Raw genomic sequence first — 21,203 nt, 5'->3', positions numbered from 1 at the left:
GTTTTTACCAAAGATATTTTAAAAAAAATAAAAATGTAGGTAGGGTTTTTTTAAAGTCAATTGTTTTAATGCTGAATAAACAAACAATACCAAATCGTTATGAAAAAGTTTTTGAGTTATGCAGCTTACCTAAGCTTAGTTATTATGGCATTGAGTTTTACTTCATGTCAAGATGAATTCGAAGAGATTAATACTGGTGAAGACCAGGCGGCAATTACCGCAAGTTCTTCAACCGCAGTTCTCATACAGAACACAGCGACAAAAGATGGGTCTTTTGATAATATTGTAGATGGCACTAGTTGTTATGATATTAAGTTTCCATACACCGTAGAGGCAAATGGATTGGAATTGACCATAAATGCACGAGCAGATTTGAAATTGATCGAGGAAATTTTTGATTCTTTAGATGATGACGAAGATTTCTTGGAAATATTATTTCCTGTTACCATTACCTCTGGTGATTTTACTGAAATTACCATAAATGGGTTAGAAGATTTAAGAGCGTTGGCTGAGCAATGTAAGGAAGGTGGAGAAGACGATGATATTGAATGCATAGATTTTGTATACCCTATGACCCTTTATACATTCGACATCAATCTAGAACAAACGGGAGAGGTGTTTGTTGAAAGTGATATGGATCTGAGACTTTTCTTTAAAGGTTTAGGGGACAACGATCTTGTAAGCTTTGATTTTCCCATTACGCTAGAATTGTACGATGGTTCTAAAGTGGAGGTAAACAGTAATGAAGAGTTGGCAATGAACATTAGAAATGCCAAGGATGCATGTGATGAAGATGATGACAATGATTATAACGATGATGATTTTGACGAGGAACGTCTTGATGCTTATTTAATGGAGTGCCCTTGGTTCATAAAAGAATTTGACAGAAACGATGTTGATCAAACCGATCAGTATTTTGACTATGCTTTAAATTTCAAGGAAAACGGAGAAGTCACAGCAATTACAGGTTCAGAACAGTTTTTGTATGGTACATGGAGTACCTCGATGGACGATAATGGTGCAATATTGACCATGGAATTCGAAGCTTTGGTGGATTTTACCTTGGAATGGAGAATTTATGAGATTGAAGAAGGAAGGATTAAACTTTACAATGGTGAGGGTAATCGAATTATCATGAAACAGATTTGTGGTGATAATCCTAATGAAAACGATCCAGATTCTTTAAGGGAAATACTTAAAGAATGTGAATGGGTGATAAAAAAAGTGAAAAATCAAGGAGAAGAGATTGACCGTTTATTGGGATATGAGTTCAAATTCATGACCGATGGTGTAATTACCTTGAGCAACGGGATAAATACATCCGAAGGTACATGGGAGGTTGCCCTAAATACGGAAGCTAAGTTGGTAATGGCAATTACTATGGGAGATGAGCCAGGAGTTAGTTTTGAGTGGCCAATCCGTGAGTTGACCAACAGTAGATTAAAATTCGAAGTGGATGAAATTGATTATGAACTTATTTTACAACGTGTTTGTGATGACAATGCCGGAGATGGGGATGTTATGGAAATTAGAAACTTTATGATGGGTGGTGACTGGAGTGTTGCTTCTTATGTTGAGGGTGATAATGACCAAACAGATAGCTATGGCGGTTATAGTGTCAATTTTATGACGGAATACCAAATAGCAATCAAAGAAGGTGGCGAAACTTTTGGAGCCGGACTTTGGAGAGTAATTAGAAATGCAGATCAAAAACTTAAGGTCTATCTAAACTTTGGAGATAACATGCCTTTTGATGAATTGACCGATGATTGGGATTTTGTCTCCGTAGAAGAAGGTAGATTGGAGCTAAAGGACATTAGCGGTGATGGTACCGTGAGTGTTTTGGTTCTAGAAAAATAAATTTCTGAAGAGTCCATCGGGAATAAACCCGATGGACTCATTTTATACCACTTAAAACTAAAAATAGAATGAGAAGATTAAAATTTTTAAGTTTAGCTGTTATCGTTTATGCTAGTTTGTTTTTTACATCATGTGAATCAACTGATGATTCGAACGATATGAATTCCATTGCCAATGTGGAAGATATCAAGTCTACCGTAACTTCCGGTAACTGGGTAATAACCCTTTTTGAAGAAGATGGGGTTAATCAAACTTCTTATTTTACAGATTACACCTTTGTCTTTGCCGCTACGGGAGAACTAAGTGCGGATAACGGTGAAACATCTCTTTCAGGTGCTTGGAGCATTACTTCAGACTCCAATAGTAGTGATGATGATAGTAGCTCGGATGATGATATTGACTTTAATATATTTTTCTCTTCACCGGTAAACTTCGCTGAGATTTCTGAGGATTGGGAAATCGTTTCTTATAGTAGCTCTAGAATAGAGCTTGTGGACGAGAGCGGAGGTGATGGAAGCGTTGATCGATTGGTTTTTGAGAAAATTTAAGATTTTTAGATAAAAAAACATCCAAAAACACACCGCCGACAGTAAAGAGTTGGGCCTCGTTGGTGGTGTTGATGGAGGTTTTAACTGGGAGTATTATTGAAATGATTAACATTTAATACCTTTTTTGCCCCACATCCCAGAACGAAGAGCATCCAAATATTTGGATGCTCTTTTTGTTTTATAGATTTTCGTAGTGTTTATGCCCATTTGGCGATGATATTCTTAAATTTGCATTCCCCATAAATTATAATAGGATGTTTGATAATTTAAGCGATAAGTTAGATAAGGCCCTTCACGTACTTAAAGGTCACGGGCAGATAACGGAAATTAATGTAGCAGAGACTACCAAAGAGGTTCGTAGAGCACTTCTAGATGCAGATGTCAATTTTAAAATAGCCAAAGAATTCACCAACAGAGTGAAGGAAAAGGCTTTGGGGCAAAATGTTCTAAATACCCTGCAACCAAGCCAATTGATGGTCAAAATTGTCAAGGATGAGCTGACACAGTTAATGGGGGGTGAGTCTGAAGGCATCGACCTTTCCGGCAATCCTTCGGTCATTTTAATGTCCGGTTTGCAAGGGTCTGGTAAAACGACCTTTTCCGGTAAGCTTGCCAACTTTTTAAAGACTAAAAAATCCAAGAACCCATTATTGGTGGCTTGTGACGTGTATCGTCCTGCAGCGATAGACCAATTGCATGTGGTCGGTGAACAAATTAACGTACCCGTATTTTCGGATAGGGAAAATAAAGACCCCGTAGCCATAGCAAAAGCGGGTATAGCAAAGGCAAAGGCCGAAGGAAACAATGTTGTCATTATTGATACTGCTGGTCGTTTGGCCGTAGACGAAAAGATGATGAACGAAATTTCCGATATCCACAAGGCGATAAAACCACAGGAAACCTTGTTCGTAGTAGATTCAATGACAGGACAAGATGCCGTAAATACGGCAAAAGCCTTTAATGATCTTTTAAATTTTGATGGTGTTATCCTTACCAAATTGGATGGTGATACCAGAGGCGGTGCTGCCATTTCCATTAAATCGGTGGTAAACAAACCGATTAAGTTTATTGGTACCGGTGAGAAGATGGAGGCCATAGATGTTTTCTACCCATCGCGTATGGCGGATCGTATTCTGGGAATGGGAGATGTAGTTTCTCTGGTGGAAAGGGCTCAGGAACAATTTGACGAAGAGGAAGCAAGAAAGATTCAGAAGAAAATAGCCAAGAACAAATTTGGTTTTGATGATTTCTTAGGACAGATTCAGCAAATAAAGAAAATGGGTAACATGAAAGACCTCATGGGGATGATTCCTGGTGCCGGAAAAGCGCTCAAGGGCATGGATATCGATGATGATGCCTTTAAACATATTGAAGCGATTATATATTCAATGACCCCTGATGAAAGATCTAATCCATCAAAATTAAATGCAAGTAGAAAAAAACGCATTGCCAAAGGTAGTGGTAGAGAGGTACAGGAAGTAAATCAACTTCTAAAACAGTTTAACCAGATGAGCAAAATGATGAAGATGATGCAAGGTGGTGGCGGTAAAAAAATGATGCAAATGATGAGCGGTCTGGGCCGTTAAGAATAATAGTTACCAAAAATAATTTAGTAAAAGGCCAACATGGAAATACTTGACGGAAAAAAAGTATCGAACCAGATAAAAGAAGAAATAACCGTTGAGGTTGCACAAATGAAAAAGCGAGGGGAGAAGGTACCTCATTTGGCTGCTGTTTTGGTGGGTAATGACGGTGCAAGCTTAACCTATGTGGGCAGTAAGGTACGATCTTGTAAAAAGATAGGATTCGAGTCTACTTTGATACATCTCCCCGAAGAGACTACTGAAGACGAATTATTGAATAGGGTACGACAATTGAACAATGACCCGGAGATTGATGGTTATATTGTTCAACTTCCATTGCCAAAACATATCGATGAGGAAAAAGTCCTTATGGCCGTTGACCCGGACAAGGACGTAGATGGATTTCACCCTACAAATTTTGGAAAAATGGCCTTGGATATGGAAACCTTCATTTCTGCTACTCCCTTTGGTATCATGGAATTGTTTAAGCGCTATAACGTGGATACTGAGGGTAAGCATACCGTAGTTATAGGTAGGTCCCATATTGTAGGTAGGCCCATTAGTATATTAATGAGCCAAAAAGGAAATCCAGGAAATGCTACCGTAACCCTTGCACATAGTAGAACCAAAAATTTAAAGGAGTTGACCCTTCAGGCGGATATTATAATCTCAGCTTTGGGGGTTCCTAAATTTTTAAAAGCCGATATGGTAAAAGAAGGTGTTACCGTAATTGATGTGGGCATAACCCGTGTTCCGGACGAAACCCGTGAAAAGGGATATTATATTACCGGTGATGTGGATTATGAAAAGGTGAAGGAAAAAGCCTCATATATCACACCAGTACCAGGTGGGGTAGGTCCCATGACCATTGCTATGCTACTTAAAAATACGTTGTTAGCGAGAGAAAGGCATACAAGTAAAAATTAGAAATAGCTTTTGGGAAAGTATTTTACCCTACAGTTGCTTTATTAGGTTTTTAATTTTAATGTTTAGAAGCCTCTATCCCGGTCTCCGTAGAATCATTGGGTGTAAGAATATCAATATCATCACTGTCATCGTAATCGCAGCTACTTACGGCAAAAATAGCGAGTAAAATAATTAATATTGCCATTAGTTTTTTCATAGTCTTAAGAATTGGGGTCCTTCAAGTTTTAGCATGAAATGTTTCAATCTCAGCCAAACATAAAACGTAAAAATTCGTGTATTGGTATAATCGAGCCTTAAGCTTTCCTTTTTAATAGTTCTTCATTCAGATATTATCAAACTAAAAATCGGGACTACTTTGGATTGTTGGTAAAATGGACTACCTTTTTAATCCAAAAACCGACCTTATGACCCGATATTTCTTATTTAGTTGCATTTGTGTTCTTATATTTTCTTCCTGCAAGAAAATAAAGGAATCAACCTATAATATTGATGTAAGTTTTACGGAGTCGGCAAGCTCTGATAATATGGATGGAAGATTGCTGTTGATGCTCTCTACGGACGATAGCAAAGAACCTCGTTTTCAGATAAATGATGGATTGAATACGCAGTTAATTTTCGGCGTTAACGTGGATAGTTTGTCACCAGGTGAGGCGATAACCTTTGATGAAACTGTATTTGGATATCCCTATTCTAGTATGGCAGAGATTCCACCTGGAGAATACAATGTTCAGGCGCTGTTACATGTGTATGAAACCTTCAATTTGGCAACAGGCCACACCGTAAAATTACCTATGGACAATGGCGAAGGTCAGCAGTGGCGAAGTTCACCAGGCAACCTCTATAGCAAGCCATTTAAGATTAGAGTGGGCAGCACTGGTATTGAAAATGTTTCAGTGGTAATGGACCAAGTCATTCCACCGATACCGGAACCAGAGGATACGGAATGGATAAAGCATATAAAAATAAAATCGGAGAAACTGTCAGAATTTTATGGTCGGGATATGTACCTGGGAGCTCATGTTTTATTACCTAAAGGTTTTGAAGAACATCCCGAAGCAAAATATCCTTTGATGGTTTTTCATGGACATTTTCCGGGTGATTTTGGAGGTTTTAGAACAACTCCCCCGGATCCTGACTTGGAGCCAGAATATTCGGAACGTTTTGACCTGGAGGGTTACAATATTATTCAACAGCAGGAAGCCTATGATTTTTACAAAAGATGGAATGAACCTGACTTTCCAAGAATGTTGATTATTGAAATTCAGCATCCAACGCCTTATTATGATGATTCCTATGCCGTTAATTCTGCCAGTCAAGGACCCTATGGTGATGCCATCACGTATGAACTTATTCCTTACATTGAAAAGGAATTTCGGGGTATGGGTGAGGGTTGGTCACGCTTTTTATATGGAGGTTCTACCGGAGGCTGGGAGGCATTGGCCGTTCAAGTTAAATACCCAGAGGAGTATAATGGTTGTTTTGCCGCTTGTCCAGACCCTATCGATTTTAGGGCCTATTGTCTTACCAATATCTATGAGGATGAAAACGCTTATTACTATGATGCCCCTCACAAGAAATTGGAAGTACCTTCCCATAGGGATTATTTGGGTAACATTCAATCTACTTTGAAACAAGGAAATCATTTAGAACTCGTGCTGGGTGATAAATCCAGGTCCGGTCAACAATGGGATATTTGGGAGGCAACCTATTCTCCCCAAGGTGAAGATGGATATCCCGTTAGGATTTGGGATAAAATGACAGGTGTTATCGACCATGATGTAGCGGAGTATTGGAAAGAAAATTATGATTTGCGCTATATCATGGAGCGCGACTGGGATAAATTGGGAGAAGATCTTAAGGGAAAAATCCATATATATTGTGGAGATATGGATAACTACTACCTCAATAATGCAGTCTATTTAATGGAGGACTTTCTCGAAAGTACAACGGAGCCCTATTATGATGGGGAGGTCCTATACGGGGACCGAGCCGAGCATTGTTGGAATGGTGACCCCGAATTGCCCAATGCCATAAGTAGATTGCGATATAATTCTATGTATGTGCCAAAGATTATGGAGCGAATTGCTGAAAGTGCCCCAAATAATGCCGATTTAACGAGTTGGAGATATGAATAAGACAAACAAAATAGCCTGGTTTGTTTTTGGTTTTTTGGCCATTGGTGTAGGCCTTTATCCGTTAAGCTATGTTTTTGCAGAAGGAGAAATGGGATTGCTATTATCCAAAAGCAAGGAACTGCTGTCCAATACTATTTGGAACATTGGATTTTATGGGCATATTTTATTCGGTGGCGTTGCACTTATGGTGGGCTGGGTTCAATTCAGTAAACGCTTTCGCAATTCAAATTTAGAAAGGCATAGGGCAATAGGTAAACTTTATGTGATTACAGCATTGATTAGCGGACTTTGTGGTGGTTTTATAGCATTTTATGCTACGGGTGGTTTTATAGCGAAGTTGGGCTTTTTCTCTTTGGCCGTTGTTTGGCTGTTTTTTACGCTTTCTGCGTATTTGGCCATTAGAAATGGTGATATCGAGAAACATAGGGTATTTATGATTTATAGTTACGCCGCATGTTTTGGTGCAGTGACGCTTCGTATTTGGTTGCCCTTGTTAACGCTTATTATTGGGTCATTTATTCCTGCATATAGAATTGTTGCCTGGTTGGCTTGGGTTCCTAATCTTGTTTTTGCTTATTTTTGGGTTAGGCGCAAAGGGCTTATAATAGGGTGAAAATTCTTGAATTTTACTTTGTTAAACCGGTGTATTCGCTATCAATTAAATATCTTCCAAAAGAATTATAATAATTGAATCTATTTTCGAATATCATAAAATGATAAAAAAACTATTTGTACTGTGTTCTGCAGTTTCTTTGATGTTGGGATGTAAGTCTGCAACTATAGAAAGGACAGAATCTATAACAATGTCCGGTAACCCTATATTTGAAGGTTGGTATGCTGATCCGGAGGGTGTTGTTTTTGGTAATGAATATTGGATATACCCTACGTATTCTGATGATTATGATAAACAATTACATTTTGATGCTTTTTCCTCAAAGGACTTAATTCAATGGGAAAAACATGAGAATATATTGGATACTACAAAAATAAAGTGGTTAAGGCAGGCGCTATGGGCTCCATCTATTGTAGAAAGGAATGATAAGTATTATTTATTTTTTGGAGCAAACGATATTCAAAGACCAGGAAGGTCATCATACGACCCTAATAACGATATTAACCATTACGGGGGCATTGGGGTAGCAGTTGCCGAAAATCCACGAGGACCATTTGAAGATTATTTAGGTGAACCACTGATTTCGGATTTTTATAATGACGCACAACCTATAGATCAGTTTGTATTTAAAGATGTGGATGGAACCCATTACTTCTTCTATGGGGGCTGGAGTCATTGTAACTTGGGAAAACTGAATGAGGATTTTACAGGTTTTATTCCTTGGGAGGATGGAAATTTATTCAGGGAGATCACTCCGGAGGGCTATGTTGAAGGTCCATTTATGTTTTTAAGAAAAGGAATCTATTATTTTATGTGGTCCGAAGGAAATTGGACGGACGGAAGTTATAGAGTGGTGTACGCCATGGCAGATGCCGTAACAGGGCCCTATAAACGTATCGGAACCGTATTGGATTCTGATGAGAAAGTTGCTACTGGAGCAGGTCATCATTCGGTAATTAATGTGCCTGGCAAGGATGAGTGGATCATGGTGTACCATCGCAGACCTATTCCCAATGAGGATAGGGACCATAGAGTAACTTGCCTGGATAAAATGGAATTCAATGAAGACGGAACGATTAAACCAGTGAAAATCACTTTTGAGGGAGTTGAGAGAAGGATAATCAAATAGTGAATAAAAAAGTGTAGTCCTTGTCCATAATAAAACGGATTGAGGCGTCAGGTCGAGCCTTCATGTCGAGCGCAGTCGAGATGCGAGACCTTATTCCGGGACTTTTGATGAAATAGCATTTATATTATTTTATCTGATGTAACACGGAAAAGCTAGAGGCAAAAGTGTAATAGAATTTAATATGAATATTTAAAAAGATTACCAGTAATGAATTATAGAAGATTTGGAAAAACAGATTGGAAAGTAAGTGAAATAGGGTATGGTATGTGGGGAATGGCAGGTTGGAAAGCCTCGGATGACGAACAATCCGCAAAATCATTGGATTTGGCTGTGGAAAACGGAGTCAATTTTTTTGATACTGCTTGGGGTTATGGTGAAGGTCATAGTGAGGAACTATTGGGTGACCTAGTAAAAAGACATCCTTCGCAAAAACTATATACGGCAAGTAAGATTCCACCAAAAAACTTTCAATGGCCGGCCAAACCGGAATACGCCTTTGAAGACTCATATCCCGTGGAGCATATTATGGAATATACCCATAAAACCCTCAAAAATTTGGGACTGGAACAAATAGACTTGATGCAATTTCATACTTGGGACGATACCTGGAGTTCCAGGGAAGAGTGGCAAAGGGCCGTTGAGGATTTAAAGAAATCCGGTAAGATTGCTGCTATGGGTATAAGTATGAACCGTTGGGAGCCAGAAAATGGAATTTTAGCGCTTAAAACAGGATTGTTGGATGCTGTGCAGGTCATTTATAATATTTTTGACCAAGCTCCTAAGGACGAACTTTTCCCACTTTGTGAAAAACTGGATATTGGAGTCATTGCACGTGTTCCTTTCGATGAGGGTACTTTAACCGGCAATATTACAAAGGAGACCACTTTTCCAGAGGGGGACTGGAGGGGCACTTATTTTGTTCCTGAGAATCTAAATTCATCCGTAGAACATGCTGATGCGTTGAGGCCATTAATTCCGGACGGTATGACCATGGCAGAGATGGCTCTTCGATTTATCTTGGAGAATAAGAATGTAGGTACGACAATTCCGGGAATGAGGAAACAGCGTAATGTATTGGCCAATACCGCAACAAGTGATGGTAAGTCCCTACCTAAAGAACTTTATGCGGAACTTAAAAAGCATCGCTGGGACAGGGTGCCAACTTCTTGGTCGCAATAGGCTATTTGGCAAATAATTGCCCCATATCCTTAAACGCCTTAAATTCTAGAGCATTTCCGGCAGGGTCCAAAAAGAACATCGTGGCTTGTTCCCCAGCCAATCCTTTGAATCGGATATAAGGTTCAATCACGAATTTGACATTTTTTTTCTTAAGCTCCTCGGAGAAACTCTCAAAGGTTTCCCAAGGTAGCACAACACCATAATGTGGAACGGGCACATCGTGCCCATCCACAGGATTATGGTGAAGTTCCTCCGTTTCGGATTTTGGTTTGTAGTGGATGACCAATTGATGACCAAAAAGGTTAAAATCGACCCATTGGTCGCTACTTCTTCCTTCTTTACAATTTAGTATTTCTCCATAGAATTTTCTGCATTCTGCCAAGTTGTGAACGGGTATGGCAATATGAAAGGGTGACACGTGGCTCATATTTCAGTTATTTCTTAAAGCCGAAATTAACTCTTTTTTGTTCATTTTGGAACGCCCTTCTATATCAATTTCCTTGGCTTTTTCATAGAGCTCTTTTTTGGAACGCTCCTCGTAATTAGAGGCTTTACCTCCCTTTTTGCCCGAATTGGGTGAATTGGCGATACGTGCTGCTTTTTCTTTGCTATACCCTTTTTCAACTAAGGCTTCGTATTGATCCTCGTTCTTAACTCTGGATCTTTTCTTGTCTTTAGGCATTTTTCTTTAAAAATAGCCAAAAATGAAAGGTGAAAGGGGTATGAAAATGGATAGGGTACATTATTCTTGTAAAAAAGCAATAATTTGATCGTTTACCTCTTCTTGGTGCATGGAATGCCCCAAACCTTCTGTACTGATCAATTTACTTTCGGCCCATACCGCATGGACCTTTTCAGAAGCATGGTAGGGCGTTATTTTATCTAGGCGGTCATGTAGAAGTAGTCCTTTTTTGTTGTTTGCTTTTACGAAAATAGAGGAAGAAAATTCTCTAATGGTAAATCCAAACCTCTTTTTAATATATTTTTCCAGAGCTTGTAACATACGGTTTGATAACCCTAAAAGATTTTGAAAATGAGCCATGATTTCATGAAATTCCGAAGGGGAGCCTATTGTTACTATTTTTTTAATGTTTGTTTTAGGGTTTTTATACTCGTTGTAAAGGATGGTCATTCCACCAACAGAGTGACCTATTAAATGCTTGGGTTGAAAGGAATGAATCATATGCTCCACTATTTCTGCGTAAAGAGGTACGTATAAATATTTACCAGAGGAATAACCGTGTGCGGGAGCATCAAAAGCAATAATATTAAAGTCGGCCTCCGTGAGTTTCTCTAATAATTTATGCCAACGCCAAGTATTGCTTTCCCAACCATGTACTAATAGAACGGTTTCTCTGGAACCCTTCCATTGGTAGGTTTGTATCGTGTGATCGGAAACATTAAGGCGTTTATGCTTCACAGGGTCCAAATAGGTTTTTTGATGGGGTAAAACACTTCCCTTCCTTACTTTAGAAAATATTTTAAATGCTTTGGCAGCAGCTTTTTTTGGATTAAAAAATACATATACGTTTAAGAAGGCCCCATAGCATTTAGGAATAACCCTATTTAGTAATTTTTTCATTAGGTTACTTTTTGTAACTTAGTAGGTAATTGTAATCAAAAGTAATAAAACCTTTTTTAAAATAGGTCAGGGGAGTTTTAAATAACATAGTATGGAAATGGTAACCAGTGCTGATAATCAGCAGATTGAGACGGCAAAAAAATTAAAAAAGATGTTCGGGCATATCGATTATAAGAATCCTCCGGAAATGTGCCCTGTTCGAGATGTGCTCTCCCTGGCTTCGGACAAATGGAGCATCTTAATTATTCTTTACCTGGGTTTTTTTCCGGTGTTGCGGTTCAATAAGCTAAAAAAATATGTGTATGGAATATCCAATAAGGTGTTGAGCGAGCGTTTAAAAGCTTTGGAAAGCGATGGTTATCTAACCAGAAGGATGTATGCCGAAGTTCCCATACGTGTAGAATATCGATTGACAAATTTTGGTAAAAATTATGTAGACAAATTGATAGAGCTTACCGAGTGGATGCAGATCAATAGCCCTAAGGTTTTGAAGAATAAGAAAAAGTTTCAAGTAAAATAGGGTAGTTCATTACTTCTATTAATCCCAACCTACCATCATATATTTTATTTTAGCCGCATCGGGTATTTGTACCGCTTCGATGTTTGTATTGGCATTGTAGCGAAGACTTTCGGGCAATTGATCCTTGTCAATCGTAAAATAAATATCACTATCCTTTAGTAGGATAACTACATTATTAATGGATGTAATTATTTTTTTGATTTCATAATTCTCCTGAATATCCTTGAAAGTACTCTCAATATTGATACCCTTATCCGTCTTAAAGCGCTTATCGTTTATCAATACGTTTTGTATTGTAGGGATGCTATCGGAGTTTGGAGTAAGTGTTAGAAGTAATGGTCCTCCCTTTTCAAAAATTTTGATCTTACTGGAGCCATGGCCAAAGTTCGATTCTATAGTATCTTTAACAATGGAATCTTTCGCATAAATTAGGTCAATGTCTCTTGCAAGGCTGGCCTTATCCAGTTTGCCTACATTATTTGTGGTAATCTTAAAAGTTGCATCCTCCTCTTTTTTACATTGGGTAAGCATTATAAAAGAAAACAGGATAATGATTGTTTTGATTGATTTCATAAATTTTAACGCATCACTTTTTTTAATACACCGAGGACTCCTCTTATAAAGGTAGCACTGGTGAGAACTTTAATAACTGGATTTTGTCTGGTACTTCTTCGGGTATTAGATGTTCTTCTTTTCGTTTGAGCCTCTTCTTTTTCCTCTTTTGCCAATTCTTCGGCCTTCTCTATTTTCTCGTTTAAAATTTCATAGGCACTCTCTCTGTCTATGACTTCTCCATATTTTTTAACCAATTTGGAGGAATCAATAACATCCTTCAATTCATTCTCAGTGAGGATATCCATACGGCTCATTGGTGCTCTCAGCAAAGTAGCCGCCAAGGGTGTTGGCCGTCCCTTTTCATCCAAAGCTGAAATTAAGGCTTCGCCAATCCCTAAAGATGTTAACACCTCTTTGGTATCATAGAACTCAGATAAAGGATAGTTCTCTGCAGTTAGCTTTATGGCCTTTCTGTCTCTCGCGGTAAACGCCCTTAAAGCGTGTTGTACCTTTAAGCCCAATTGAGCCAGTACTTCATTAGGGACATCGGTTGGGTTCTGGGTTACAAAATAAAGACCTATGCCTTTTGATCGAATCAATTTTACAATACTCTCAATTTGATCTAACAGCGCTTTAGAGGCTTCGTTAAATATAAGATGGGCCTCATCAATAAATAATATCAATTCGGGACGTTCACTATCCCCAAGTTCCGGGAAGGTATCGTAGATCTCGGCAAGAAGACTTAGCATAAATGTCGAAAATAGCTTAGGTCTATCCTGGATGTCCGTTAATCTTAAAATGTTAATGTAGCCTCTACCTTCTTCGTCTATACGTGTAAGGTCATTTACATCGAACGACTTTTCTCCAAAAAACAAATCGGCACCCTGCTGTTCAAGCTCAATTATTTTCCGTAGTATGGTACCAGTAGAACTTGTAGAAATGCGTCCGTATTCTTTTGTGAATTCTTCTTTTCCCTCACCGGTAGCATATTGTAACACTTTCTTAAAATCCTTTAAATCTAAAAGCGGTAGTTTGTTGTCGTCGCAATACTTAAAAATAACGGCCGTAATTCCTTCCTGAGTTTCGGAAAGATCTAGGATTCTAGAAAGTAGCACAGGCCCAAATTCCGAAACTGTCGCTCTTAGTTTTACGCCATCTTGTTCCGATAAGGATAAAATTTCAACCGGAAAACGTTTTGGCTCAAAAGGAATTCCAATTTTTGCATGGCGTTCATCAATCTTTGGATGGCCTGGACTGGGTTGCGCAAGTCCACTCAAATCCCCTTTTAAATCCATTAAAAGTACCGGAATACCTTTATCCGATAAATTTTCAGCCAGTACCTGCAAGGTTTTTGTCTTTCCGGTTCCGGTAGCTCCCGCAATTAGACCATGCCGGTTCAATGTTTTGAGGGGTACCTTTACCAAGGCACTGTTAATGGCTTCACCGTTCAACATGGCCGCACCCATGGTAATAAAGTCTCCTTTGGTGCTATACCCTTTTTCAATATGTTCAAAAAAATCTTCCTTGGAAGCCATTCGTTTTATTTTTTGTTAAAAATAGAAGATTTTTGAGCAATAGAAAAAGAGAATGTATGCCATGATTGAAAAAAGATACCATTAAGCACCAGTCCTATATATCGTATTTATGTTGCTATATGTATCTTAGGGTTCGTACAGTGTGGGTTGCAAGCCCTCAAAAATCAAGTGAAATCATTATGTTTAGTGCGCTGAAAAGGGTTTAACCTTGCTTTAGCGACATATCATTTAAATTAGGAATATGTTATTTTTTATACCAAAGAGGCAGATTTCCATGCTTTTCGGCCTCAGTCTCGTCCTTTTTTCCTGTAAAAGCAATGGCGAAAAGACGAGTCAAGATAAAGAGGACCTAGTAGACAACTACCAGCAAGATGAACTATCCGTGCAGGAGGGTATGCAATTGTTCAATATGCATTGTGCCAGTTGCCATGATTTTAATGCTGATATCATAGGTCCAAATTTGGCTGGTGTTACAGGTAAAGTGAACAAGGCTTGGCTTATCGATTTTATAAAAAACCCCAAGAAAAAAATAGAGGCTGGTGATGAAAGAAGCGTTCGGCTTTACGAAAACTACAGGAGCTATATGCCTGCTTTTGAACATTTTTCGGTGGATGAATTGGAAGCATTATTGGGATTTATTCATAAGTTTTCAGAGGCAGAAATAAAGAGCAAGAAGAAAAGACCAGGGGCCATAACGGACCCCATTACAGAAAAAATAACCCAGTCTAATCTCTTGTTGGTTTTAGAAGAGGTATTTCAAGTACCCGCCAGTGCGGACCATCACCCTAAGGCCCGTATCAATAAATTGGCGGCCTTGCCTTCCTCTATTGGTGAACGACTTTTCATTTCGGATCTTAATGGGATTTTATATGAGGTCAAGGGTTCCCAAGTCAAACCGTATCTGGACATGGCCCAGCAGTTACCCAAATTCATCAATATCCCGGGTTTTGGAACCGGTTTGGGCAGTTTTGATTTTCACCCAAATTTTGAGGAAAACGGTCTGCTATATTCCACCCATACGGATCCGGCCCATACACAAGAAGCTGATTTCGCACTGCCAGATAGTTTAAAGGTAGGGTTGCAATGGGTCCTTACCGAATGGAAGACCGAAAATCCCGGAGCTTTACGGTTCAAGGGATCAAAAAGGGAACTACTACGAATAGATATGATAGGTACCGTGCACGGATTTCAAGAGGTTTCCTTCAATCCTTTTGCAAAAAGGGGGGATTCCGATTACGGACGCCTATACCTTTGCGTTGGTGATGGAGGGGCCATATATGCTAATCAGCCTCAATTGGTTGGCCAAAAGGACCAAATATGGGGGTCGGTGATTCGTATAGACCCCTTGGGAAGAAACAGCACCAATGGTCAATATGGAATTCCGTCCAATAATCCATTTGTAGGGAATAAGGAGGGCATCCCAGAAATATGGGCTTACGGATTCAGGAATCCCCATCGGATTTCTTGGGATGCTTTGGATGCGCAACGCATGTATGTTTCCAACATAGGCAGACATAGTGTTGAGGAAGTGAACCTTGTGGAAAAAGGGCGTAATTACGGTTGGCCGAATAGGGAGGGTACCTTTGTATTTGATTCCGGTGCCAATACTGAGGTTGTCTATCCACTTCCCAAAGATGACAAGGGCTTCGCCTATCCCATCATACAATATGACCATGACGAGGGCAATGCTGTTTCTGGGGGCTATGTGTATTATGGAAAGTTAGGACAATTACAAGGCAAATATCTCTTTGGGGATATTCCACGTGGCACCCTTTTTATCGCAGATGTCGATAGTGTACAGAGTGGCCATCAAGCATCCATCCAAAAAATGGAATTTCTCCTAGGCGGAGAGGCCACTACCTTTGATGCCTTGTTGGGCGGTGCCCGGGTAGACCTTAGATGGGGCATGGACGGCGTGGGCGAGCTCTATCTTTTCACCAAATATGACGGCAAGGTCTACAAGGTGGTGGATTGCATTGAAGGAGAAGCCGCTTCATCCTAAAATTGGTTCGCTCCGCTGAAACTATGCCCATGTCTTTTCTTATCTTTGCCGAATGGAAAAAAAGGATACCATGGCGTTGGTGGATAAGGGACTGCTACTCCCGTTGATGGAGGAATTCTATACGATTCAAGGCGAAGGATTTCACAAAGGTACTGCAGCTTATTTCATTCGAGTAGGAGGGTGCGACGTAGGTTGTCATTGGTGTGATGTAAAGGAAAGTTGGAATGCCGAAACGCATCCGCCAACCGATATCGAACTCATTGTTGAAAATGCCGCCAAATACTCGGATACCATTGTGGTTACAGGGGGAGAACCTCTTACTTGGGATATGGGACCGTTAACCGATAGGTTAAAGGGCAGAAACCTTAAAACGCATATTGAGACATCTGGAGCGTATCCGCTAACGGGAGACTGGGATTGGATTTGTCTTTCACCAAAAAAAAACAAACTTCCGGTTGGTCGAATTTATAATGAAGCGCATGAACTTAAAGTCATCGTTTATAATAAACATGATTTAATTTTCGCCGAAGAGCAGGCTGCCTTGACGAATAAGGACTGTATTCTGTATTTACAGCCTGAATGGAGTGTTCGGGATAAGGTTACCCCAATGATTGTGGATTATGTAATGAAAAATCCAAAATGGAAGGTTTCCTTACAGACGCATAAATACTTAAATATACCTTGATCTTTAGGATAGAAAATGGCGTTTTATCGTCCGCCGTTTCCTTGAATATCCGCTATGCAAGCAGCGTCCAGTCCAGGTACTTCAACAGTTTTACCTGTTTTTGTAGGACTTAATAAACTCATGATAGTGGCTCCTGAAAGTATGCAGGCCGGATTCTGATTTTTCGCATAGACACCAGTTAAAGGGTCATATTTGGATTTTCCGGAAAGTGTAAATTGTAGTTCTGCACGCATAAGGCAACCATCAACGTTGCAATGGTTCTCCGCCTCTGTATCCTCATGGTCAGATAATGCGGTAGTGCCTAAATTTACAAGCCCAAATAAGTGTCCAGATTCATGATTTAGGGTCGCAGCCTCTACATCCGCATTGGAAATAGCAAGGCTTTGGCTGGCCAACTTACGAATGGTAATTTCATGAATAATCATGGATGTATTTCTATAAACTGCCCCTAAAGTAACTAAACCCTCATCCTCATCATCGTCCTCGGAAGGGGAATCTGCAAAATAGATATATATTGCTAAGGTATCCCCACTGCTGTAGGCCGTTCTATTTTCTTTTTCTAATTCTGCAACCTTCTGCAAGGTTAAATTTTCTTCGTTAGGGGATTCTAGTTCATTGTATATTATTTCAATATTTTGTTTAAAGGTATGTTGGTTTAAGAAATCCGTAAAATCAGAAATTGCCGTAACAGTAGGTCTAAATCCAGTAACATAGGCAATTTCTATTTGGATTTTGTCATAAGTCTCGTTGGATAGGATATCATTTGCTGAATCTCCTGCCGATAATAAATTGGCCGACTTATCTATAACCACTTCTGGTTCGGAATCTTTAGAGCATGAAAATGCTAAAAACCCAAACACCAGCATATACAAAATCCTAAGTTCTTTCATAATCTATTTTTTCCTAAGTAAAACGATAAAGATAAGGTACTAGTATTATTTAAAGGTTAAACGTGCTAAATAGTCGCTATGTTCCCCTTCCTTTATAAGTTCACACGCCATTCCATTAAAATTGGCTGCCCTACTTAAGGTGTTAAAATCTACGTACAACCACTCAAAAGGTTCACTTTCTTCATTCTTATAGGTCATTTTAAAGGTTACTTCCCCATAATAACTCAAATCATCAGGTATCCAATACCCTCCGTCATCATCGGCCTTAAACATATATAAAATATCACTGGAATCTAGCAAAACTTGACCCTCTGGACGTAATACTAATTTTATTTGGTTCAAAAATCGGTCCAGATTTTTTAGTTTGCCTGCAATTCCTATTCCATTCATTAAGAATAATAAGGTGTCGAACTGCATTTTTTCTATACCAAGAAAATCTTTGTTAATTGTTTTCAATATCCCCCTTTGTTTGCAGACGGATATAGCGCCTGGTGATTTGTCTAATCCTGTAACGTTGAATCCATTTTTCTGTAAGTAAAGACTATGGCTTCCAGCACCACAACCCACATCCAAAATTTCTCCTTTACAATGGTTTAGCGCTACCTGTTCCAGCACAGGCATTTGTTTGTATTCCCGAAACATGTAGGGTAGGGGAAGTACATCTTCTTCGTCTAAAGAAGAATGAGTAATAATCTCCTCCGTATATGAACGATTATGGTAATCCATCAAGGCCTTGCCCAAAATGTCCATTGATCTTTTTAATTTTTATTTTACAAAAATCTCCTTTTTAAAACGACTTGCCTAGTTTTGAGGAGAAAAATTCGAAGATGGAAAAAGTGCTGCAAAAACTCCCACAACGGGCATCGGATAAAAAACCGGAAAACAAGAAATTCTTTGCCAAGTTGAAAAGGAGGCCACCAAAGAAATTGGACTCTATAATGCAGGAATTGCACGATCAGGAATTTGAACGAACGGACTGTCTTACCTGTGCCAATTGCTGCAAAACCACAGGACCATTATTTACCAATTCCGATATTGAGAGAATTGCGAAACATTTTAAGCAAAAGCCCCAGGAATTTATAGATACCTATTTACGAATAGATGAAGAGAACGATTATATTTTACAAGAAGTTCCCTGTGCTTTTTTAGGTCAGGATAATTATTGTTCTATCTATGATGTACGTCCCAAGGCATGCAAGGAGTTTCCGCATACGGATAGGAAAAAGTTTCAGCAAATTAGTCATTTGACCATTAAAAATGTAGCCATTTGCCCGGCAGCTTATAATATCGTAGAGGAAATGAAACGTCGTATTCCTATTTTTTGAACTCTCCGCTAAATGCAATTAAACATTCCAATTTTGTATATTTAGTTTATGGAGCAGTTGATCCAATATTTTGAAAACATTCCTTCCTTACATCGATCCCTGATACTTGTAGGGGGAATTACCTTTTTTTGGGTTTTGGAGGGAATCGTTCCCTTGTTCACGGTTAGGTATGGAAAATGGCGACATGCCCTTCCTAATTTCTTTTTTACCCTTACCACAATTATCGTCAATTTTCCCTTGGCTTTTCTTCTTTTAAAAACATCGGACTGGACCATAGCCAATGATTTCGGTATTATCAATTGGTTACCGAACATGCCCTTGTGGTTGTATGTAGTATTGGGATTAATGTTGTTGGATTTTATTGGTGCTTATTTAGCCCATTGGGTAGAGCACAAGGTAAAACCATTATGGATGGTTCATTTGGTGCATCATTCCGATCACCATGTGGATACGACCACTGCTAATAGACACCACCCCTTAGAATCTTTGATAAGATATGTTTTTACATTGGTCGGAGTTTTTGTAGTGGGTGCCCCAATCGGGATAATAATGCTTTATCAGAGTCTTTCGGTGGTATTGTCACAATTCAATCATGCCAACATTAAGCTCCCACGAAAAATCGATAAATTTTTGAGTTGGGTCGTGGTCTCCCCGGATATGCACAAAGTACATCATCATTATGTATTACCCTATACGGATAGTAACTATGGAAATATTTTTTCCATTTGGGACCGATTATTGGGGACTTACAGATATTTGGACAGGGATGCTATTGTCTACGGAGTGGACACCTTTCCCGATGAAAAAGAGAATTCAAGTATCCAGGGTCTTTTAAAACAGCCTTTTCATACCTATAGGCGACCTACAACCATTTTGGATAAAGACTGAATTGAACTAATCATACATTAAATATTTACCTCGAATTTTTTTGAATTTTTCTAAATCTTCTTGCCAAGATTTCTTTATTTCTTCCTCGGAAAGTCCGGCTTCAATCTGTTTTTGAAGTTCGGCAGTTCCGGCGTGTTTGGTGAATCCAGCAGTGAGAAAAAATAAACTCTTGTCCTTTGTGTTGTTATAGGCATCCAATATCCACCGCAAGGATACTTGGTTTATTCTCGAGGTATTGGAAAGGTCTTTTCCATAGCAGATTTTCCCTTCTTCTTTGGGGTATTTGGAGCCAAAATTCGGTTCCGGTATATAGGAGAAACTGTAGGCGGTAGAATCCATAAAGGAAGCACCATATCGCTGAAATTGATACTCTGTTCCCCGTCCTGCATTCACATGGGTACCCTCGAAAAGGCCAAGACTGGGATACAGGTTTATAGCTATATCGTTTGGTAAATTTGGTGAAGGTCTAATGGGTAAATGATAAACGGATTCGTGGGTCCAGTTTTCTAAAGGGATTACCGTCAAATCCGTTTTTTCAGAACTTTTAAGCCATCCTTCCTCATTGATCATATTGGCATATTCACCAATGGACATACCATAAACCAACGGTATTTCATTCATTCCTAAAAAACCAAAATGTTCTTTTTTCATGGTGGGTCCATCGACATAATGGGCGTTGGGATTCGGCCTATCCAAAACAATTACAGGAATATTGCTATCGGCACAAGCCTCCATAATGAGTTGTAAGGTGGCGATATAGGTATAAAATCTGGTACCAGCATCCTGGATATCAAAAAGCACAACATCTAGACCTTTTAATTGATCCGCAGAAGGCTTTCTGTTTTTTCCATATAAAGAAACAATAGGCAATCCTGTTTGTTGGTCAATACCGTCTTCTACTTTTTCTCCCGCATCCGCTTTGCCCCTAAAACCATGTTCCGGAGAGAATACTTTTTTGATATCAATATCCATTGATAAAAGGGAATCTACCAAATGGGTATAACCCGAATCCGTAAAAATAACGGAAGTCTGATTCGCCACGATTCCAACGGATTTACCTTTCAGCAAGGGGGTGTATTCATTGGTCCTATTGGCTGCAACCGTTATTGGGGCATAACTTTTTTCGACTTTGGTTGTTGTGCCTTTATCTGATTGTTCTACACTTTTTTTTCCCGAGTTTCCACAGGATAGGCAAATCAAAAAAGATAAAAAAAGGGTATTTTTGAGTTGGTCTAAAAATAACATCA

General features: G+C 39.1%; 22 protein-coding genes. 13 read left to right on the top strand and 9 right to left on the bottom strand.

The annotated features are described in order from the left end of the window. Positions 1-99: 99 nt before the first annotated feature. The 4 genes from PP182_RS00665 to folD all read left to right on the top strand — a co-directional run bounded on the left by PP182_RS00665 (position 100) and on the right by folD (position 4,918). Positions 100-1,860 carry a hypothetical protein gene (locus PP182_RS00665; protein ID WP_272649403.1) on the top strand — a complete coding sequence of 587 codons (1,761 nt, stop codon included), beginning with the start codon at positions 100-102 and terminating at the stop codon, positions 1,858-1,860. Between the two features lie 68 nt (positions 1,861-1,928). Beyond that, a complete protein-coding gene (locus PP182_RS00660; protein ID WP_272649402.1) occupies positions 1,929-2,408 on the top strand; it encodes a hypothetical protein in 480 nt (159 codons plus the stop codon). Between the two features lie 254 nt (positions 2,409-2,662). Then, positions 2,663-3,994, top strand: a complete 1,332-nt coding sequence (gene ffh, locus PP182_RS00655) for a signal recognition particle protein (RefSeq protein ID WP_272649401.1) — start codon at positions 2,663-2,665, stop codon at positions 3,992-3,994. Between the two features lie 39 nt (positions 3,995-4,033). Next, positions 4,034-4,918, top strand: a complete 885-nt coding sequence (gene folD, locus PP182_RS00650; RefSeq protein ID WP_272649400.1) for a bifunctional methylenetetrahydrofolate dehydrogenase/methenyltetrahydrofolate cyclohydrolase FolD — start codon at positions 4,034-4,036, stop codon at positions 4,916-4,918. Positions 4,919-4,973: 55 nt separating this feature from the next. Here the strand turns inward: folD and PP182_RS00645 are convergent, their stop codons facing one another. After that, positions 4,974-5,114, bottom strand: coding sequence for a hypothetical protein (locus tag PP182_RS00645; RefSeq protein ID WP_272649399.1), 141 nt, complete (start codon positions 5,112-5,114; stop codon positions 4,974-4,976). A gap of 175 nt (positions 5,115-5,289) precedes the next feature. Between PP182_RS00645 and PP182_RS00640 the strand changes: the two genes are divergently transcribed. The 4 genes from PP182_RS00640 to PP182_RS00625 all read left to right on the top strand — a co-directional run bounded on the left by PP182_RS00640 (position 5,290) and on the right by PP182_RS00625 (position 9,974). Beyond that, positions 5,290-7,053: an alpha/beta hydrolase-fold protein gene (locus PP182_RS00640; RefSeq protein ID WP_272649398.1), complete on the top strand. Its 1,764-nt coding sequence runs from the start codon at positions 5,290-5,292 to the stop codon at positions 7,051-7,053. Beyond that, positions 7,046-7,666 carry a DUF2306 domain-containing protein gene (locus tag PP182_RS00635; protein ID WP_272649397.1) on the top strand — a complete coding sequence of 207 codons (621 nt, stop codon included), beginning with the start codon at positions 7,046-7,048 and terminating at the stop codon, positions 7,664-7,666. The genes PP182_RS00640 and PP182_RS00635 overlap by 8 nt, the downstream gene beginning before the upstream one ends. Before the next feature lie 100 nt (positions 7,667-7,766). Further along, a complete protein-coding gene (locus tag PP182_RS00630; protein WP_272649396.1) occupies positions 7,767-8,795 on the top strand; it encodes a glycoside hydrolase family 43 protein in 1,029 nt (342 codons plus the stop codon). Between the two features lie 207 nt (positions 8,796-9,002). Continuing rightward, entirely contained in the window at positions 9,003-9,974 is a 972-nt protein-coding gene (locus tag PP182_RS00625; protein ID WP_272649395.1) for an aldo/keto reductase, read from the top strand. A gap of 1 nt (position 9,975) precedes the next feature. On the opposite strand, the gene PP182_RS00620 is transcribed toward PP182_RS00625, so the two are convergent. From PP182_RS00620 to PP182_RS00610, 3 genes are read right to left on the bottom strand one after another with little or no spacing between them, the layout of a single operon-like run. Further along, a complete protein-coding gene (locus PP182_RS00620; RefSeq protein WP_272649394.1) occupies positions 9,976-10,401 on the bottom strand; it encodes a VOC family protein in 426 nt (141 codons plus the stop codon). Positions 10,402-10,404: 3 nt separating this feature from the next. After that, the gene (locus tag PP182_RS00615; RefSeq protein WP_272649393.1) at positions 10,405-10,656 is read right to left on the bottom strand and encodes a DUF7218 family protein; all 252 of its coding nucleotides are present in this window, start codon (positions 10,654-10,656) and stop codon (positions 10,405-10,407) included. Positions 10,657-10,716: 60 nt separating this feature from the next. Beyond that, a complete protein-coding gene (locus tag PP182_RS00610) occupies positions 10,717-11,556 on the bottom strand; it encodes an alpha/beta fold hydrolase (protein ID WP_272649392.1) in 840 nt (279 codons plus the stop codon). Positions 11,557-11,647: 91 nt separating this feature from the next. On the opposite strand from PP182_RS00610, the gene PP182_RS00605 reads away from it, so the two are divergent. Beyond that, positions 11,648-12,076 carry a winged helix-turn-helix transcriptional regulator gene (locus PP182_RS00605; RefSeq protein WP_272649391.1) on the top strand — a complete coding sequence of 143 codons (429 nt, stop codon included), beginning with the start codon at positions 11,648-11,650 and terminating at the stop codon, positions 12,074-12,076. An 18-nt stretch (positions 12,077-12,094) separates the two neighbouring features. On the opposite strand, the gene PP182_RS00600 is transcribed toward PP182_RS00605, so the two are convergent. Together PP182_RS00600 and PP182_RS00595 are read right to left on the bottom strand one after the other, a co-directional pair. Beyond that, positions 12,095-12,649, bottom strand: coding sequence for a hypothetical protein (locus PP182_RS00600; RefSeq protein ID WP_272649390.1), 555 nt, complete (start codon positions 12,647-12,649; stop codon positions 12,095-12,097). 5 nt (positions 12,650-12,654) lie between these two features. Beyond that, positions 12,655-14,166, bottom strand: coding sequence for a helicase HerA-like domain-containing protein (locus tag PP182_RS00595; RefSeq protein ID WP_272649389.1), 1,512 nt, complete (start codon positions 14,164-14,166; stop codon positions 12,655-12,657). A gap of 241 nt (positions 14,167-14,407) precedes the next feature. On the opposite strand from PP182_RS00595, the gene PP182_RS00590 reads away from it, so the two are divergent. Together PP182_RS00590 and PP182_RS00585 are read left to right on the top strand one after the other, a co-directional pair. Continuing rightward, a complete protein-coding gene (locus PP182_RS00590; protein ID WP_272649388.1) occupies positions 14,408-16,168 on the top strand; it encodes a PQQ-dependent sugar dehydrogenase in 1,761 nt (586 codons plus the stop codon). 52 nt (positions 16,169-16,220) lie between these two features. Beyond that, on the top strand, positions 16,221-16,853 hold the full coding sequence (locus tag PP182_RS00585) for a 7-carboxy-7-deazaguanine synthase QueE (RefSeq protein WP_272649387.1): 633 nt from the start codon (positions 16,221-16,223) through the stop codon (positions 16,851-16,853). A gap of 23 nt (positions 16,854-16,876) precedes the next feature. Here the strand turns inward: PP182_RS00585 and PP182_RS00580 are convergent, their stop codons facing one another. Together PP182_RS00580 and PP182_RS00575 are read right to left on the bottom strand one after the other, a co-directional pair. Then, positions 16,877-17,743 carry a hypothetical protein gene (locus tag PP182_RS00580; RefSeq protein WP_272649386.1) on the bottom strand — a complete coding sequence of 289 codons (867 nt, stop codon included), beginning with the start codon at positions 17,741-17,743 and terminating at the stop codon, positions 16,877-16,879. A gap of 45 nt (positions 17,744-17,788) precedes the next feature. Then, positions 17,789-18,493 (bottom strand): class I SAM-dependent methyltransferase, encoded by a 705-nt coding sequence (locus PP182_RS00575; protein WP_272649385.1) that lies wholly within the window; start codon positions 18,491-18,493, stop codon positions 17,789-17,791. Between the two features lie 77 nt (positions 18,494-18,570). Between PP182_RS00575 and PP182_RS00570 the strand changes: the two genes are divergently transcribed. Both PP182_RS00570 and PP182_RS00565 read left to right on the top strand, forming a co-directional pair. Further along, complete coding sequence (locus PP182_RS00570) at positions 18,571-19,068, top strand: YkgJ family cysteine cluster protein (RefSeq protein WP_272649384.1); 498 nt, start codon at positions 18,571-18,573, stop codon at positions 19,066-19,068. A gap of 48 nt (positions 19,069-19,116) precedes the next feature. Next, the gene (locus tag PP182_RS00565) at positions 19,117-19,956 is read left to right on the top strand and encodes a sterol desaturase family protein (protein WP_272649383.1); all 840 of its coding nucleotides are present in this window, start codon (positions 19,117-19,119) and stop codon (positions 19,954-19,956) included. Between the two features lie 6 nt (positions 19,957-19,962). Here the strand turns inward: PP182_RS00565 and PP182_RS00560 are convergent, their stop codons facing one another. Further along, entirely contained in the window at positions 19,963-21,201 is a 1,239-nt protein-coding gene (locus PP182_RS00560; protein WP_272649975.1) for an exo-beta-N-acetylmuramidase NamZ family protein, read from the bottom strand. Positions 21,202-21,203 lie beyond the last annotated feature (2 nt).

This window comes from Maribacter sp. PR1 (assembly GCF_028464145.1).
Lineage (GTDB): Bacteria > Bacteroidota > Bacteroidia > Flavobacteriales > Flavobacteriaceae > Maribacter.
This window is presented reverse-complemented; position numbering and strand designations above follow the sequence as displayed.

Bases quoted from the DNA above. Each gene is read 5' to 3' on its own strand.
- PP182_RS00630 (WP_272649396.1), top strand. From the start codon at position 7,767: ATGATAAAAAAACTATTTGTACTGTGTTCTGCAGTTTCTTTGATGTTG.
- PP182_RS00610 (WP_272649392.1), bottom strand. From the start codon at position 11,556: ATGAAAAAATTACTAAATAGGGTTATTCCTAAATGCTATGGGGCCTTC.
- PP182_RS00570 (WP_272649384.1), top strand. From the start codon at position 18,571: ATGGAAAAAGTGCTGCAAAAACTCCCACAACGGGCATCGGATAAAAAA.
- PP182_RS00660 (WP_272649402.1), top strand. From the start codon at position 1,929: ATGAGAAGATTAAAATTTTTAAGTTTAGCTGTTATCGTTTATGCTAGT.
- PP182_RS00625 (WP_272649395.1), top strand. From the start codon at position 9,003: ATGAATTATAGAAGATTTGGAAAAACAGATTGGAAAGTAAGTGAAATA.
- PP182_RS00585 (WP_272649387.1), top strand. From the start codon at position 16,221: ATGGAAAAAAAGGATACCATGGCGTTGGTGGATAAGGGACTGCTACTC.
- folD (WP_272649400.1), top strand. From the start codon at position 4,034: ATGGAAATACTTGACGGAAAAAAAGTATCGAACCAGATAAAAGAAGAA.
- PP182_RS00565 (WP_272649383.1), top strand. From the start codon at position 19,117: ATGGAGCAGTTGATCCAATATTTTGAAAACATTCCTTCCTTACATCGA.
- PP182_RS00640 (WP_272649398.1), top strand. From the start codon at position 5,290: ATGGACTACCTTTTTAATCCAAAAACCGACCTTATGACCCGATATTTC.
- PP182_RS00605 (WP_272649391.1), top strand. From the start codon at position 11,648: ATGGAAATGGTAACCAGTGCTGATAATCAGCAGATTGAGACGGCAAAA.
- PP182_RS00665 (WP_272649403.1), top strand. From the start codon at position 100: ATGAAAAAGTTTTTGAGTTATGCAGCTTACCTAAGCTTAGTTATTATG.
- PP182_RS00600 (WP_272649390.1), bottom strand. From the start codon at position 12,649: ATGAAATCAATCAAAACAATCATTATCCTGTTTTCTTTTATAATGCTT.
- PP182_RS00590 (WP_272649388.1), top strand. From the start codon at position 14,408: ATGTTATTTTTTATACCAAAGAGGCAGATTTCCATGCTTTTCGGCCTC.
- PP182_RS00560 (WP_272649975.1), bottom strand. From the start codon at position 21,201: ATGTTATTTTTAGACCAACTCAAAAATACCCTTTTTTTATCTTTTTTG.
- PP182_RS00595 (WP_272649389.1), bottom strand. From the start codon at position 14,166: ATGGCTTCCAAGGAAGATTTTTTTGAACATATTGAAAAAGGGTATAGC.
- PP182_RS00645 (WP_272649399.1), bottom strand. From the start codon at position 5,114: ATGAAAAAACTAATGGCAATATTAATTATTTTACTCGCTATTTTTGCC.
- PP182_RS00575 (WP_272649385.1), bottom strand. From the start codon at position 18,493: ATGGACATTTTGGGCAAGGCCTTGATGGATTACCATAATCGTTCATAT.
- ffh (WP_272649401.1), top strand. From the start codon at position 2,663: ATGTTTGATAATTTAAGCGATAAGTTAGATAAGGCCCTTCACGTACTT.
- PP182_RS00615 (WP_272649393.1), bottom strand. From the start codon at position 10,656: ATGCCTAAAGACAAGAAAAGATCCAGAGTTAAGAACGAGGATCAATAC.
- PP182_RS00580 (WP_272649386.1), bottom strand. From the start codon at position 17,743: ATGAAAGAACTTAGGATTTTGTATATGCTGGTGTTTGGGTTTTTAGCA.
- PP182_RS00620 (WP_272649394.1), bottom strand. From the start codon at position 10,401: ATGAGCCACGTGTCACCCTTTCATATTGCCATACCCGTTCACAACTTG.
- PP182_RS00635 (WP_272649397.1), top strand. From the start codon at position 7,046: ATGAATAAGACAAACAAAATAGCCTGGTTTGTTTTTGGTTTTTTGGCC.